Annotated in this window: 15 protein-coding genes and 1 other annotated feature (1 of these 16 cut by a window edge); of the genes, 12 read left to right on the forward strand and 3 right to left on the reverse strand. The window is 51.0% G+C overall.

The annotated features are described in order from the left end of the window. Positions 1 to 11: a sequence feature (Trp leader region), on the forward strand (it extends 94 nt beyond the left edge of the window). Positions 12 to 42: 31 nt separating this feature from the next. The 7 genes from DMB82_RS10920 (at position 43) to DMB82_RS10950 (ending at position 7,758) form a co-directional block, all read left to right on the forward strand. Beyond that, positions 43 to 1,605, forward strand: coding sequence for an anthranilate synthase component 1 (locus DMB82_RS10920; protein ID WP_109225184.1), 1,563 nt, complete (start codon positions 43 to 45; stop codon positions 1,603 to 1,605). Continuing rightward, a complete protein-coding gene (locus DMB82_RS10925; RefSeq protein ID WP_010275261.1) occupies positions 1,605 to 2,183 on the forward strand; it encodes a glutamine amidotransferase-related protein in 579 nt (192 codons plus the stop codon). Before DMB82_RS10920 ends, DMB82_RS10925 begins: the two co-directional genes overlap by 1 nt. A gap of 83 nt (positions 2,184 to 2,266) precedes the next feature. Beyond that, positions 2,267 to 3,265 carry an anthranilate phosphoribosyltransferase gene (trpD, locus tag DMB82_RS10930; protein ID WP_095699431.1) on the forward strand — a complete coding sequence of 333 codons (999 nt, stop codon included), beginning with the start codon at positions 2,267 to 2,269 and terminating at the stop codon, positions 3,263 to 3,265. A 7-nt stretch (positions 3,266 to 3,272) separates the two neighbouring features. Continuing rightward, positions 3,273 to 4,640 carry a bifunctional indole-3-glycerol-phosphate synthase TrpC/phosphoribosylanthranilate isomerase TrpF gene (trpCF, locus tag DMB82_RS10935; protein ID WP_116162264.1) on the forward strand — a complete coding sequence of 456 codons (1,368 nt, stop codon included), beginning with the start codon at positions 3,273 to 3,275 and terminating at the stop codon, positions 4,638 to 4,640. A gap of 13 nt (positions 4,641 to 4,653) precedes the next feature. Further along, positions 4,654 to 5,847, forward strand: a complete 1,194-nt coding sequence (gene trpB, locus DMB82_RS10940; protein WP_189645114.1) for a tryptophan synthase subunit beta — start codon at positions 4,654 to 4,656, stop codon at positions 5,845 to 5,847. Then, on the forward strand, positions 5,847 to 6,653 hold the full coding sequence (gene trpA, locus DMB82_RS10945; RefSeq protein WP_102117623.1) for a tryptophan synthase subunit alpha: 807 nt from the start codon (positions 5,847 to 5,849) through the stop codon (positions 6,651 to 6,653). The genes trpB and trpA overlap by 1 nt, the downstream gene beginning before the upstream one ends. 385 nt (positions 6,654 to 7,038) lie before the next feature. Further along, positions 7,039 to 7,758: an oligogalacturonate-specific porin KdgM family protein gene (locus tag DMB82_RS10950; protein ID WP_116162266.1), complete on the forward strand. Its 720-nt coding sequence runs from the start codon at positions 7,039 to 7,041 to the stop codon at positions 7,756 to 7,758. A 211-nt stretch (positions 7,759 to 7,969) separates the two neighbouring features. Here the strand turns inward: DMB82_RS10950 and ompW are convergent, their stop codons facing one another. Then, a complete protein-coding gene (gene ompW, locus DMB82_RS10955) occupies positions 7,970 to 8,605 on the reverse strand; it encodes an outer membrane protein OmpW (RefSeq protein ID WP_116155225.1) in 636 nt (211 codons plus the stop codon). A 339-nt stretch (positions 8,606 to 8,944) separates the two neighbouring features. Between ompW and DMB82_RS10960 the strand changes: the two genes are divergently transcribed. From DMB82_RS10960 to yciA, 3 genes are all read left to right on the forward strand, one after another. Then, the gene (locus DMB82_RS10960) at positions 8,945 to 9,697 is read left to right on the forward strand and encodes a YciC family protein (protein WP_102117620.1); all 753 of its coding nucleotides are present in this window, start codon (positions 8,945 to 8,947) and stop codon (positions 9,695 to 9,697) included. 199 nt (positions 9,698 to 9,896) lie between these two features. Then, the gene (locus tag DMB82_RS10965; protein ID WP_095699426.1) at positions 9,897 to 10,466 is read left to right on the forward strand and encodes a septation protein A; all 570 of its coding nucleotides are present in this window, start codon (positions 9,897 to 9,899) and stop codon (positions 10,464 to 10,466) included. 19 nt (positions 10,467 to 10,485) lie between these two features. Then, positions 10,486 to 10,908 (forward strand): acyl-CoA thioester hydrolase YciA, encoded by a 423-nt coding sequence (yciA, locus tag DMB82_RS10970; RefSeq protein ID WP_010275288.1) that lies wholly within the window; start codon positions 10,486 to 10,488, stop codon positions 10,906 to 10,908. A 121-nt stretch (positions 10,909 to 11,029) separates the two neighbouring features. Here the strand turns inward: yciA and tonB are convergent, their stop codons facing one another. Next, positions 11,030 to 11,782: a TonB system transport protein TonB gene (gene tonB, locus DMB82_RS10975; RefSeq protein WP_102117619.1), complete on the reverse strand. Its 753-nt coding sequence runs from the start codon at positions 11,780 to 11,782 to the stop codon at positions 11,030 to 11,032. Positions 11,783 to 12,043: 261 nt separating this feature from the next. Between tonB and DMB82_RS10980 the strand changes: the two genes are divergently transcribed. Both DMB82_RS10980 and DMB82_RS10985 read left to right on the forward strand, forming a co-directional pair. Beyond that, the gene (locus DMB82_RS10980; protein ID WP_102117618.1) at positions 12,044 to 12,340 is read left to right on the forward strand and encodes a YciI family protein; all 297 of its coding nucleotides are present in this window, start codon (positions 12,044 to 12,046) and stop codon (positions 12,338 to 12,340) included. Positions 12,341 to 12,594: 254 nt separating this feature from the next. Then, entirely contained in the window at positions 12,595 to 14,268 is a 1,674-nt protein-coding gene (locus DMB82_RS10985; protein WP_102117617.1) for a Tar ligand binding domain-containing protein, read from the forward strand. Positions 14,269 to 14,333: 65 nt separating this feature from the next. Here the strand turns inward: DMB82_RS10985 and DMB82_RS10990 are convergent, their stop codons facing one another. Next, on the reverse strand, positions 14,334 to 14,510 hold the full coding sequence (locus tag DMB82_RS10990) for a YciY family protein (RefSeq protein ID WP_125176083.1): 177 nt from the start codon (positions 14,508 to 14,510) through the stop codon (positions 14,334 to 14,336). Between the last annotated feature and the right edge of the window lie 155 nt (positions 14,511 to 14,665).

Here is a 14,665-nt window from a genome sequence, read left to right on the forward strand (position 1 = left end):
GGCTTTTTATTTGATGGGCACAACATTAAACGGGTAGCAAGAATGCAAACAACACAACCTAAACTGGAACTGCTGCGTACCGAGGCCGTTTACCGTAACGACCCCAGCGCCATCTTCCATCAGCTCTGCGGTGCCAGACCGGCAACGTTGCTGTTAGAGTCGGCTGAAATCGACAGTAAGGAAAACCTGAAAAGCCTGTTAATCGTAGATAGCGCGCTGCGCATCACCGCACTGGGCCAACACGTTTCCATTCAGGCACTCACGGCAAACGGCGCCAGCCTTCTGCCGCTTCTGGATGCCGCGTTGCCAGTAGAAATTACCAATCAGCCGCGTCCGAATGGCCGTGAACTCACCTTCCCGCTGGCAGATGCGATGCAGGACGAAGATGCTCGCCTGCGCTCGCTGTCCGTGTTTGATGCCTTACGCCAGATTCTGACGCTGGTTGCCTGCCCGACAGACGAACGTGAAGCCATGTTCCTCGGCGGCCTGTTCGCCTACGATCTGGTCGCGGGGTTTGAAGAACTACCCGCGCTGAGCCAGCAGCAGCGTTGCCCGGATTTTTGCTTCTATCTGGCAGAAACGCTGCTGGTGCTTGACCACCAAAAACGTGTAACCGCGCTACAAGCCAGCCTGTTTACACCGAACCAAAGCGAAAAGCAGCGTCTGCAACAGCGTCTGGAACAGCTACAACTTCAGCTCACCCAGCCAGCGCCTGCGCTGCCGCGTCAGTCCATCGAAGACATGACGCTGAGCTGCAACCAGAGCGATGAAGCCTTCGGTGACGTCGTCAGTCAGATGCAAGAAGCTATCCGTATCGGTGAAATTTTCCAGGTCGTGCCGTCGCGCCGTTTCTCTCTGCCTTGTCCTTCACCGCTGGCCGCCTACCAAACGCTGAAGGATAGCAATCCCAGCCCTTACATGTTTTACATGCAGGATCAGGACTTCACGTTGTTCGGTGCCTCGCCGGAAAGCTCACTGAAATACGATGCCGACAGCCGTCAAATTGAAATCTACCCCATTGCCGGTACTCGCCCGCGCGGTCGTCGTGCCGATGGCTCGCTGGATCGCGATCTCGATAGCCGTATTGAGTTGGAAATGCGTACCGACCATAAAGAATTGGCTGAGCATTTGATGCTGGTCGATTTAGCTCGTAACGATCTGGCGCGCATCTGTCAGCCGGGCAGCCGTTACGTTGCTGATCTGACCAAAGTTGACCGCTATTCCTTTGTCATGCATCTGGTCTCCCGTGTCGTTGGTACGCTGCGTGAAGATTTAGATGTGCTGCACGCCTACCGTGCCTGCATGAACATGGGCACGCTGAGCGGCGCACCGAAAGTCCGGGCCATGCAGCTGATTGCCGAAAGTGAGAAAACCCGGCGCGGCAGCTACGGCGGCGCCGTCGGCTACTTCACCGCGCACGGCGATCTGGACACCTGCATCGTTATCCGCTCCGCCTATGTCGAAGACGGTATTGCCACCGTTCAGGCCGGTGCGGGCGTGGTGCTGGATTCTAACCCTCAGGCCGAAGCCGACGAAACACGTAATAAAGCCCGAGCCGTACTGCGAGCCATTGCCAGCGCGCACCATGCAAAGGAGATTTTCTGATGGCTGACATCCTGCTGCTCGATAATATCGATTCATTCACCTACAACCTGGTGGATCAACTGCGTGCCAGCGGTCATCAGGTCGTGATTTACCGCAACCATCTGCCTGCCGACGTCATCATCGCGCGCTTACAGCAAATGGAAAAACCGATCCTGATGCTCTCTCCCGGCCCCGGCACGCCAGCCGAAGCGGGTTGTATGCCTGAACTGCTGCAACGTTTACGCGGTCAGTTGCCGATTATCGGCATTTGCCTCGGCCATCAGGCCATCGTGGAAGCCTACGGCGGCCATGTTGGTCAGGCAGGCGAAATCCTGCACGGCAAAGCGTCTGCCATCGACCACGATGCCAGCGGTATGTTTAGCGGTTTACCGCATCCATTGCCCGTTGCCCGCTACCACTCGTTGGTCGGCAGCAACATTCCGTCAACGCTGACCGTCAACGCACACTTCAACACGATGGTCATGGCCGTGCGAAACGATGCGGATCGCGTCTGCGGTTTTCAATTCCATCCTGAGTCGATTCTGACCACGCACGGCGCTCGACTGCTGGAACAAACGCTGGACTGGGCACTGGCTTAATGAGGGATACGATTATGCAATTGTCTTCTACACAACAGTCTTCTAAGAGCCGGGAACCGTCTACAGCTCAGGATGTCATGACCATGCAACACATACTGGAAAAATTATACGGCGCGAACCCTATCAGCCGTCAGGAAAGTCAGGCGCTGTTTGGTGCCATTATTCGTGGTGAACTGGAAGCCAGCCAGCTGGCAGCGGCGTTGATTAGTATGAAAGTGCGCGGCGAACATCCCGATGAGATCGCCGGTGCTGCCACGGCTCTGCTGGCCGATGCGCAGCCGTTCCCCCGCCCTGACTATTTATTTGCCGATATCGTCGGCACAGGCGGAGACGGTACTAACAGCATCAACATTTCGACGGCCAGTGCCTTCGTTGCTGCCAGCTGTGGCCTGAAAATCGCCAAGCACGGCAACCGCAGCGTATCCAGCCGCTCCGGTTCCTCAGACTTGCTCTCCGCTTTCGGCATTAAGCTGGATATGAGCGCACAGGATTCCCGTCAGGCGCTGGACGATCTGGGCGTGTGTTTCCTGTTTGCTCCGCAATACCATCTGGGCTTCCGTCATGCCATGCCAGTTCGTCAGCAGCTCAAAACGCGCACCGTCTTCAACGTGCTGGGGCCGTTGGTTAACCCCGCTCGCCCCCCTCTGGCGCTGATTGGCGTGTATAGCCCCGAATTAGTTCGCCCTATCGCCGAAACGCTGAAGGTGCTGGGCTACCAACGTGCTGCCGTCGTACACGGCGGCGGGATGGATGAAGTCGCGCTTCATGCACCGACGCAGGTTGCTGAGTTGAACAATGGCGAGATCGAAACCTACGAACTGACGCACCGCGATTTCGGGCTGGATGCGTATCCGCTATCGGCATTACAAGGCGGTACGCCAGAAGAAAATCGTGACATTCTCGCGTCACTGCTACAAGGTAAAGGTGAACGTGCGCACGCCGCCGCGGTTGCCGCCAACGTTGCGCTGCTCCTGAGATTATTCGGACAAGAAGATCTGCGCCAAAATGCGCAACAGGCGCTTGAAGTCATTCATAGTGGACAGGCTTATCAGCGCGTTATCGCCCTGTCCGCCAGAGGATAATGGAACCATGCAGGAAACCGTATTACATAAAATTGTGCGTGATAAAGCGCTTTGGGTTGCGGAACGAGAAAAAGCACAGCCGCTGGCCTCTTTTCAGCATGAGATCGTTCCCAGCCAGCGCGACTTTTATCAGGCGCTGAAACAGGATAAGCCCGCCTTTATTCTTGAATGCAAAAAGGCTTCACCGTCGAAGGGATTGATTCGCGATGATTTCGACCCGGTAGCGATAGCTCAGGTCTATAAAGATTACGCGTCTGCTATTTCCGTTTTGACTGACGAAAAGTATTTTCAGGGCGATTTTGCCTTTCTGCCGCAGGTTAGCGCAGCAGTACATCAGCCGGTGCTGTGCAAAGACTTTATTATTTCGCCTTATCAGATCTATCTGGCTCGCTACTATCAGGCCGATGCCATTCTGCTGATGTTGTCCGTGCTGGACGACGAGCAGTATCAGCAACTGGCCGAGGTGGCGCACAGCCTGAAGCTGGGCGTGTTGACAGAAGTCAGTAATGAAGAAGAGCTGCTGCGGGCGATTCAGCTCGAAGCACGCGTCGTTGGGATCAACAACCGCGACCTGCGCGATCTCTCGATTGACCTCAACCGTACCCGAACACTCGCACCGCGTCTGCCTGCTGGCGTCACCGTGATCAGTGAATCCGGTATCAACTGCCAGGCACAGATTCGTGAACTCAGCGCCTTTGCTCAGGGCTTCCTGATCGGCAGTTCGCTGATGTCTGAGCCGGATCTGAACGGCGCAGTACGCCGCGTTATCCTAGGCGAGAACAAAGTCTGCGGCCTGACGCGCGCAGCAGATGCACAGGCCGCCTATCAAGCGGGTGCGCTCTACGGCGGTTTAATCTTCGTCGCCAGCTCCCCACGCTATGTTGACGCCAAACAAGCCGCCGACGTTATGACAGGCGCCCCACTGCGCTATGTCGGTGTTTTCCGCAATGCGCCCGTCGAACACATCGTTGCTATCACAACGCAGTTAGGGTTAGCGGCCGTTCAACTGCACGGTGATGAAGATCAACAGACCATCGACCGGTTACGTCAGCAATTACCCGCGACCTGCCAGATTTGGAAAGCATTAAGCATCGCGGATGTGCTGCCAGAACGCAATTTTACCCACGTCGATCGCTACGTGTTTGACAACGGTCAGGGCGGCAGCGGTAAAACCTTTAATTGGTCGCTGCTGGCGAATCAGTCATTGGATAACGTGCTGTTGGCCGGTGGCCTGAATAGCGATAATTGCGCACTGGCGGCACAGCAAGGTTGCGCAGGACTGGATTTCAATTCCGGGGTCGAAAGCGAACCGGGAAAAAAAGACTCACATAAAATTGCTGCGGTTTTTGCGACATTACGTCAGCCGCAACACTAAAACAGACGGGAAAATTATGACATTACTCAACCCTTACTTCGGTGAATTCGGCGGACAATTTGTTCCGCAGATCCTCATCCCGGCGTTACGCCAGTTGGAAGAGGCTTTCGTCAGTGCACAAAAAGATCCTGAATTTCAGGCCGAATTTACCGATCTGCTGAAAAACTATGCGGGTCGCCCAACAGCGTTAACCTTGTGTCAAAACCTGACTGCTGGGACGAAAACCAAGCTGTACCTGAAGCGTGAAGATTTACTGCACGGCGGTGCGCACAAAACCAATCAGGTGCTCGGACAGGCTCTACTGGCTAAGCGCATGGGTAAAAGCGAAATCATCGCCGAAACGGGGGCGGGCCAACACGGTGTCGCAACGGCGCTGGCTTGCGCCCTGCTCGGCCTGAAATGCCGCGTTTATATGGGTGCAAAAGACGTTGAGCGCCAGTCGCCGAACGTGTTCCGCATGCGTTTGATGGGGGCGGAAGTGATTCCGGTTCACAGCGGTTCTTCCACGCTGAAAGATGCCTGCAACGAAGCGCTGCGTGACTGGTCTGGCAGCTATGAAACAGCACACTATCTGCTGGGAACAGCGGCTGGTCCGCATCCTTATCCAACTATCGTGCGTGAGTTTCAACGCATGATTGGTGAGGAAACCAAAGCGCAGATTCTGGAAAAAGAAGGTCGCTTGCCGGATGCGGTATTAGCCTGTGTCGGCGGTGGCTCTAACGCGATTGGGATGTTCGCTGATTTCATCGACGATACTACCGTCCGTTTGATCGGCGTTGAACCTGGTGGCTTGGGTATTGAATCCGGGCAGCACGGCGCACCGTTAAAACACGGCCGCGTGGGTATTTATTTCGGCATGAAGTCCCCGATGATGCAAACGTCCGACGGACAAATTGAAGAGTCTTACTCGATTTCCGCCGGGCTGGATTTCCCGTCCGTAGGGCCGCAGCACGCCCATCTGAACAGCATTGGTCGTGCCGACTATGTCTCGGTTACCGATGATGAAGCGTTGGATGCTTTCAAAGCACTCTGCCGCGGTGAAGGGATTATTCCCGCACTGGAATCCTCCCACGCGCTGGCACACGCCTTGAAGATGATCAAAGCGGAGCCAGAGAAGGAGCAACTGCTGGTGGTCAACCTGTCCGGCCGCGGTGATAAAGACATCTTTACTGTGCACGATATTTTGAAAGATCGGGGAGAAATCTAATGGAACGCTATCAACCGTTATTTAACCGCCTGTCAGAGAAAAAGGAAGGCGCGTTCGTTCCTTTTGTTACGCTGGGCGATCCCTCTCCCGAGCAGTCCCTGAAAATTATCGACACGCTGATTGCGGCCGGTGCCGATGCGTTGGAGCTGGGCGTGCCCTTCTCTGACCCGTTGGCGGATGGCCCGACCATTCAGGATGCCAATCTGCGCGCCTTTGCCGCAGGCGTCACGCCGGACCAATGCTTCGACATGCTGGCAGCCATACGTCAGAAATATCCAGAAATCCCGATTGGCCTGCTGATGTATGCCAATCTGGTCTTCAGCAACGGTATTGATGAATTTTATCAGCGCTGCGCGCAGGTTGGCGTCGATTCAGTTTTGGTGGCAGATGTGCCGGTGGAGGAATCTGCGCCGTTCCGTACGGCGGCGCTGCGACACGGCATTGCCCCCATTTTTATCTGTCCGCCTAATGCTGATGATGAACTGCTGCGCGAGATCGCTTCTTATGGCCGTGGCTACACCTATTTAGTCTCACGGGCGGGCGTGACTGGGGCAGAAAAGCGCGCACAGTTGCCGTTGAATCATCTGGTTGCCAAACTGAATGCGTATCATGCTGCCCCGCCGTTACAAGGATTTGGTATTTCCGATCCCGCTCAAGTACGGGAAACGCTAGCCTCAGGCGCAGCGGGTGCCATTTCTGGCTCCGCGATCGTACGGATTATCGAAAAAAATCTGAACCAGCCCGACGTCATGCTGTCAGAGTTACACGCCTTTGTAAGTGAAATGAAAGCCGCTACGCGTTCATAACACGTTTCAGGTGCGCGATTTGTGCTTCATACAAGTCCTATCGCGCGCCGAATAATGTTTCAAATTATTTCTCATTTGATTAAATATTAATAATTTCAATTATTATTCAATGTCTGATTTATTATAATTGTAAGCAATGTTTTCCAATTGAAATAATTATTTAATTTCACATCAAAGAAATAAATCAAATAACCATTATTTTTTAAACCGCATAAATCCCACCAATAAAATACGAAGACAATCACAGAAATGAGATCATTTTAAATTTTCTCTTTTTAACGATCTTGTTCACATTACTGTAAGAAATAATAAATAGAATGGAACCGCTGAACAAAAGTGGCAGCGCGTTTTTAAATAATAATTCTCTTTGACTTGGGATAATAAAATGAAAGTTAAAATATTGACGATGATGGTAACTTCTTTAATCAGCTTAAGCTCTATGGCTGTAACGATTGACTATCGCCATGAAATGAAGGATACGGCAAAGAACGATCATAAAGATCGTCTGCTGATGTCCCACCGTTTTGATAACGGTTTTGGCCTGTCAATGGAAGCCACGTGGAAACAGTCAGGTAAAGACAATACGCCAAATAAACCCTATAACGAAACGGTCAGCAACGGTACTGAAGTCACTGCCAGCTACCTGTACAAATTCGATAAAACCTTTGGTTTGGAAGCTGGCTTAAATATGGTTTCCACTTCTGACAACAACAACTACCGTCCATATATCAAAGGAACGGCCAACATTACCGATTCCCTGTACTATGGCCTGCGCTACCGTGCATCCTACCTGCGCAAAAGTGACAGCATTGGTACTTCAGCCCCTTCAGATATGAAAGGCTACACCATCACCAGTACATTGGGTTACAAACTGCCAGCGAACTTTGTGGTTGAATACGAATTTGAATACGACAAGAAAACTAAAGCCGGTTCTGTTGGCTACATTGCTGACAACGACAACTATGGCCTGACTCACAACGTTAAATTAGCGTATAAATATGACAAAAACTGGACTCCTTACGCTGAAGTCGGCAACGTTGTTGGCAGCACAACAACGGACGAGCGTCAGACTCGCTACCGCGTTGGTGTACAATACAGTTTCTAAGGGCTAACGCTATCTAGATAATTGCTGTAATAAAAATAGCGTTTCTTTATTAGTTTGTTATTTCCTGTCTATCAAAACGGCAACGTTATTTACGTCGCCGTTTTTTATGGCGTGCCATCCCTAGCCGCCACCCTTACGGGCCGTTGCTAATGCAACGTTAAAAATTTCTCCCGGAAATTTTTTATTCATCAAACTACATTAACAATCACAATCAGAAGCGATAGCCTAAGCCAAACATAAAGACCCATGGATCAAGCGTAGTATGGATACTTTGCTGATTGTTCCCGGCTTTAAATTTCACATCGGTATCAATATCCATCCACCACACGGACATGTTTACCAACCAATTTTTATCCAGGTTGTAATCCAAGCCCGCTTGTGCAGCAACACCCCAAGAATTTTTCAGGCTCAGATCGCTCAGCCCTGCACTTTTCCCCGTATCATTAAATTTCTCATCGAAGAACAGGGTGTAATTCAGGCCAACGCCCAAATACGGGCGCAATTTATCTTCTTTATCACCAAAGTAGTACTGTGCCACCAGAGACGGCGGCAGGTGTTTCACTTCTGCGATTGTCCCCGTGCTTTGTAAGCCGACTTTATGGTTAAACGGCGTAGCGGCCAGCAATTCAACCCCAATATTATCCGTCACCATGTAGCTGAAAGTCAGACCCAGTTGCGTATTGTTATTCACCTGAAAGGATCCCAAGCTACCCAGCACGTTATCGGAGCTTTCAACCGGTCGTACGGTTGCCGATCCCGCCCGAACAATGAAATCACCCGCTTGATGAGCCTGTGTCAATGCAGGCATGAGCGCCGCTGCCAACAATAAGAAAGATGTCTTTTTCATTACCCACTCCATTTATAGGGTTTAAATTTCGAGCGAAATATACCCCTAAGTAGGTATTCTTGTTTTAAGCCAGATCACATCTTTTAAAGATTTTACGCCCAAATTGAACGAAATCATTTATCACTAACTGATTAAATTTCATGAAATTGATCCAGATCAATAGTATCGCAAGGCATCAAATACGCCACAGGTGACGATAAGCGCCACGATGAGTAGCCATGCCACACTGACCTCATTAGTGAGGCGAAACATCGTTGACGGGGTGCCACAGCGCGAATTAACAGGTTACAATTGGGAGTTAAGTTCTCTCTGTCGATTTATCTTTTTCAAGGAGCCTGCATGCCTATCACGGCTAACACGTTGTACCGTGACACGATGAATTTCACCCGCAACCAGTTCATCAGCATCTTAATGCTGTCACTGTTGACGGCATTCATTACTGTCATACTGAATCATGCACTATCGCCTTCTGGAGACGAGTTACAGATTCTGAGTAGTTCCAGCAGCGATCTGTCATCTTCTGTCGAAGCTGGCTTGATGGATATGATTCAGCAGATGACACCGGAACAACAAACCGTGTTACTGAAAATGTCAGCAGCAGGCACCTTTGCTGCGTTAGCGGGCAATGCGCTGCTGACGGGCGGGGTTCTGATGCTGATCCAGCTGGTTTCTGACGGACAGCGCACCAGTGCACTGCGAGCAATTGGCGCATCGGCACCTTTTTTACTGCGTTTGCTTATCCTGATCCTGCTGTGCACCCTGCTCATTCAACTTGGCATGATGCTTCTGGTCATCCCTGGCGTACTGCTGGCTATTGCGCTGAGTTTATCACCCGTGATTGTCGTCACGGAAAAAAGCGGAATTTTCAACGCGATTAAAGTGAGTACTAAACTGGCTTACGGTAACCTGCGTGCAACCGCGCCTGCCATCGTGATGTGGCTACTGGCTAAAATCGCTATTTTGTTGATCGTGTCGAAGTTACCGATTTCCTCACCGACCGTGCTCGGCGTGGTTCTGAACGGCTTAGGCAACCTGATCTCCGCGCTCCTGCTCATTTACCTGTTCCGCCTTTATATGCTGCTGCGCGCTTAGCTGCCGCTCTCTGCCTATGCTATCGCTCTGGTGGCATAGGTTCCGCCTGATATCCGTTCGCTATCAACCCAATCGTAATTTTCTGCAAATTATTACAATATCTCGGGAATGGTGTTCGACAATAAAGGATAATGGCATGAGCTATCGGATAACTCTCGCGAGTTAAGGTTACGACACTGTTGAGTGATGGATTGACATAATGAAGCAACTTCTTGATTTTATACCGTTGGTCGTTTTTTTTGCGGCCTATAAACTTTATGACATCTATATCGCATCGGGTGCGCTGATTGCGGCAACGGCCCTGTCACTCGTGGTCACCTGGGTGATGTACCGTAAAATAGAGAAAATGACGCTGGTCACCTTTGCCATGGTCGTCGTTTTCGGTTCGCTAACGTTGGTATTCCATAACGATCTGTTTATCAAGTGGAAAGTCACCATCATCTACGGTTTGTTCGCCATTGCCCTGCTGGTTAGCCAGTTTGTGATGAAACAGACCCTGATTCAGAAAATGCTGGGTAAAGAGTTAACCTTGCCGCAACCCGTCTGGGGGAAACTGAATTTCGCCTGGGCTATGTTCTTTCTGGTGTGTGGGCTGGTTAACATCTATATTGCTTTCTGGTTACCGCAAAACGTTTGGGTTAATTTCAAAGTCTTTGGTCTGACCGGCGTGACGCTGCTGTTTACGCTGATTTGTGGCGTTTATATCTATCGTCACTTGCCTAACGATCAGGAAAAGTCAGAAGAAGAAAAAAGCGAGCAACAGCAATAGCCAAAGCGAGATAGACACAATGAGCACACAAAACGTGTTACCACAGGGCGAACTGGTTCTCCGCACGCTGGCAATGCCAGCTGATACCAATGCGAACGGGGATATTTTTGGCGGCTGGTTGATGTCGCAAATGGACATCGGCGGCGCGATTCTGGCGAAAGAAATTGCCGAGGGGCGTGTCGTTACCGTACGGGTTGATGGGATGTCGTTCTTAAAACCTGTCGCCGTCGGCGATGTGGTTTGCTGCTATGCACGTTGTTTACGTACTGGCCGTAGCTCTATCAACGTCAATGTTGAAGTGTGGGTGAAGAAAGTCTCCTCTGAACCGATTGGTCAGCGCTATCGGGCTACCGAAGCATTATTCACCTATGTCGCCGTAGATGAAGAAGGCCATCCGCGCGAACTGCCCGCAGGTAAAAGCAACTTCACGCCAAGCGAGTGATATCGGGTAGCGTAAGCACTTAATTTGTTAATTGATGTGTTGTTACCGGATATAAAGGCATAACGAAAACGGGGCGTCATCTTTGCAGATGACGCCCCGTTTTTTTTCATATCAGCGTGAATTATTCGACTGCCGCCCCGCCGTCAATGTTAAAGACGATGGTCACCACCAAATCTTTGCCCGGCTTATCGGCTTCATAACGCCATTTACGCATGGCCTGTTTGATATCGCGTTCGAACATATTACGCGGCTCGGCAGAAAGCACGCGCACGTTGTCAACACGTCCAGACTCATCCACATCAAACTGCATTTTTACCCGCCCTTCAACGCGCAGGGAAAACGCGCGCGCCGGATACTGCGGCTGTGCGCGGCTCAACGGACGTGGCCCACTTGACTGCGTGCTTGCTGCGGGCGCGGGTGCCTGTTTCACTGGCGCATTCGTCACATTGCGCGTCGGCTCTTCGCTGGTAAACGGCGAAGGTGGCTGTTTTTCAACAGTCGGCTCACGTTTAACTGGTTTCGGCTGCTCAACCTTCTTCACAGGCTTGGGTTCAGGTTTCGGCGGCTTAGGCTTGGGTTCGGGTAATGGCATCGGAACCGGCTGCGGCAATGGCTCCGGTTCTGGAATCGGTTCCGGCTCGGGCTCGGGCTGCTTGATCGGCTCAGGCTCTGGAACAGATTTGGCTGTTGGTGCCGCCTCATAGGCCGCTGGGTTCACCATCACAACGCTGATAGGCTTGGATTCCTGCGGTAATTCGATTGAATGATTAAACGAGGCGTACAACAAACCTGCAATCAGTGAACCGTGAAAACCTACTGAAAGTATGAATGGCCATGAGTAGCGGCGGGTCAAAAAAAACTTTTTTTGCGGCATAGTCTGTCTTTATCCTCTTATGCCGCCCAAGTTTAAATGCAAATAGCAATCATATTCAATAACAACCCGTGGAATTGTTAAAAAAACCAAAGTCGTGGGGGGATTACGCTGGCAAATCAACCTATTGTCCTCGCACTATTGTCTTCAAACAACATCACGTATGATGGTAGAAACACGTTTCTCTTACCCGATAGCGTTTGGCCGCTGGGGTATCAACCCAGTCACAAAACGTAAAGGTACTTTCCCACCTGTGAGGTCGCTATGTTCTACGTCATTTATGCTGAAGATAATGTTGATTCATTAGCAAAACGCCTGTCGGTCAGACCGGACCATCTTGCCCGTTTACAGGCATTACGCGATCAGGGCCGATTGATTACCGCAGGGCCTTTGCCTGCAATCGACAGCGACGATCCCGGTCAGGCTGGTTTTAGCGGCTCCGTGATTATCGCCGAATTCACATCGCTGGATGAGGCAACAGCATGGGCCAACGCCGATCCTTACCTCGCGGCGGGCGTCTATAAACACGTTAGCGTGAAGCCATTCAAGAAAGTGTTTTAAGGGTTAATACTCTAAATAATTCGAGTTTCAGGAAGGCGGCAAGAGAAGGAATCCCGATGAGCTTACTCAAGTAAGTGATTCGGGTGACTGAACGCAGCCAACGCACATGCAACTTGAAATATGACGAGTAATTGATAAAGGTCATGGTTGTACTAAAATGCCATGACCTTTTTCGTCTCTCCCAAAAGCTGAAATATTTTAGTCATTTAACAATGATAGTTTGGCCGCTATTCACTTATAGAGGGTCAGCAATCATGTTAATGCCTGCGATTTTGCGAAACGGTGTTGTACCTATCCGCCGCCGTCATCGCCTCAGTATTCTCTCCGGATTGTTATTGATCATTGGGTTATTTTCTTTTCTGCAATTGGTTTCCGTCGGCGTCATTTCGCAAACGATGACTCAGGTTCGGCAAGATATTTCCGCTAACGAGAACCTGCGTCAGCAACAAGCGTTAATGGATAAAGCACGGATGGAAGTGATGAGTGCCAGCGATAAACTCAACCGCGCGGGCATTTATCTGTTAGTAGACAAAGAAACGGGGTCTGAAGGTAGCTGGCATAGCTTGATGGATGAGGCGGAAGTGTCTCTCAAACAGGCACAGGAGCACTACCAATTACTGGGGACGGTTACAACGGCTGAAGCGGACACCGCGGCGTTTATCGATTTGAAAAAGAGCTATAACCAGCTTTATTCCGGGCTTGTCGAGCTAGCTGAGGGAATAAAAACCACCAATCAGATCGATATTTTCTTTGCCGTTCCGGTACAGGCTTACCAAAGCGATTTTACCCAGAAGTATTCACACTACCTGCAAGATACCGATGCGCTACAAAAACAGCATGGCCAACAATTTTTATCCTCTCTCGATAACGCAAAAACGATTTTCATTACAGTTCTTGGCCTCTTGCTGGCGATCGCCATCACCGTATGGATTGGCGTAAGTCGTATCATTATTCGTCCGCTGACGCACATCATTGCCCATTTAAAACGGATCGCCGAGGGTGACCTTTCGCATGCGGTCAATACAAAGACGCGCGGTACACGCGAAGTTGAACAACTTAACGCCAGCGTCATTCAAATGCAGGAAGGTTTGGTAACCTTGGTCAATCAGGTTCGCCAGGGCGTTGACCATATGGTGACGCAGGTCGATCGGGTAGCGGCAGATAACCATCGGCTTTCCGAACAGGCAAACCGCCAATCCCACGAGCTCAAAATCACCACCGAGCATATTATTCAGCTTAGTCAGCATCTTGAGCAAAATACCCAGCATACCCAACAGGCCAATTTGCACGCAGAAGATACCAGCACAATCGCTGCGCAGGGTGAGACGATGATGAATGACGTCAAAGCGGCGATGTCAGACATTGCAGGCAGAACGCGTGAGATGACAGAAGCCATAGGGATGATTGAGAACGTGGCGTTTCAGACGCATATTTTGTCGTTGAACGCCGCCATTGAAGCCGCACGAGCCGGGGCGATGGGCCGAGGTTTTGCCGTTGTCGCACGGGAAGTCGGCACCCTGGCTTCGCAAAGCAGCCATTCTGCACAAAATATTAATGTACTGATTCGTGATTCTGATAACAGCGTAACCGCCGGAACGCGACTGGTGAACAAACTGAATGACAGCCTGCAGAACATTATTCAGACAGCGAAAGGGACTGGCGCGTTTCTGAGCGAGATCTCGGAAGTATCGCACCAGCAGAACGAGAGCATTCATGAAGTCACCGCCCGGCTCAGTACGCTGAACGACACCGTCAGAGAAAATGCGGGACAGGTTGAAGCCTCCGCACACACCTTCGCCTCACTGCTCGAGCAAACGGAACGCTTAAATAGGTCAGTCTCGCTGTTTATCCTGCCCTCAACAGAGGCTGAGGTTAACCTGATGATTGATCAGCAAGAAATGACACCGCGCATTCCGGCTATGGGATGAGCCGATAAGGGAATAAGCTAAAAAAAATAGCGACCATACTTCAGGTCGCTATTTTCCTCACTGGCTTACCAGTCGTAGGTTACCGCATAGAGCAATGCCCGCCGTTGCTGCTTTTGTTGCAGATAACGGGCAGAGCGAATATGGCGATACGACCGTGATTGAGCCTCCAACCAGCGACTTCTTCTACGCTGAACCTGACGCAACATCCGCCAGCGGGCCACTTCATTCCGACTGCGTTTCATTATGCGACTCTTGTTAATCCACTCGCGCTGGGCATTATACCCCCCTCATTCACGGCGACAATCCGTGAATCACGCTCACCGCCATTCTCTTCTTATATAACGTTTATCCCCTAAATAATTCGAGTTGCGTGAAGGCGGCAAGAGAGGGAATCCCG

Source organism: Pectobacterium aquaticum, from assembly GCF_003382565.3.
In the GTDB taxonomy this organism is placed as follows: Bacteria; Pseudomonadota; Gammaproteobacteria; order Enterobacterales; family Enterobacteriaceae; genus Pectobacterium; species Pectobacterium aquaticum.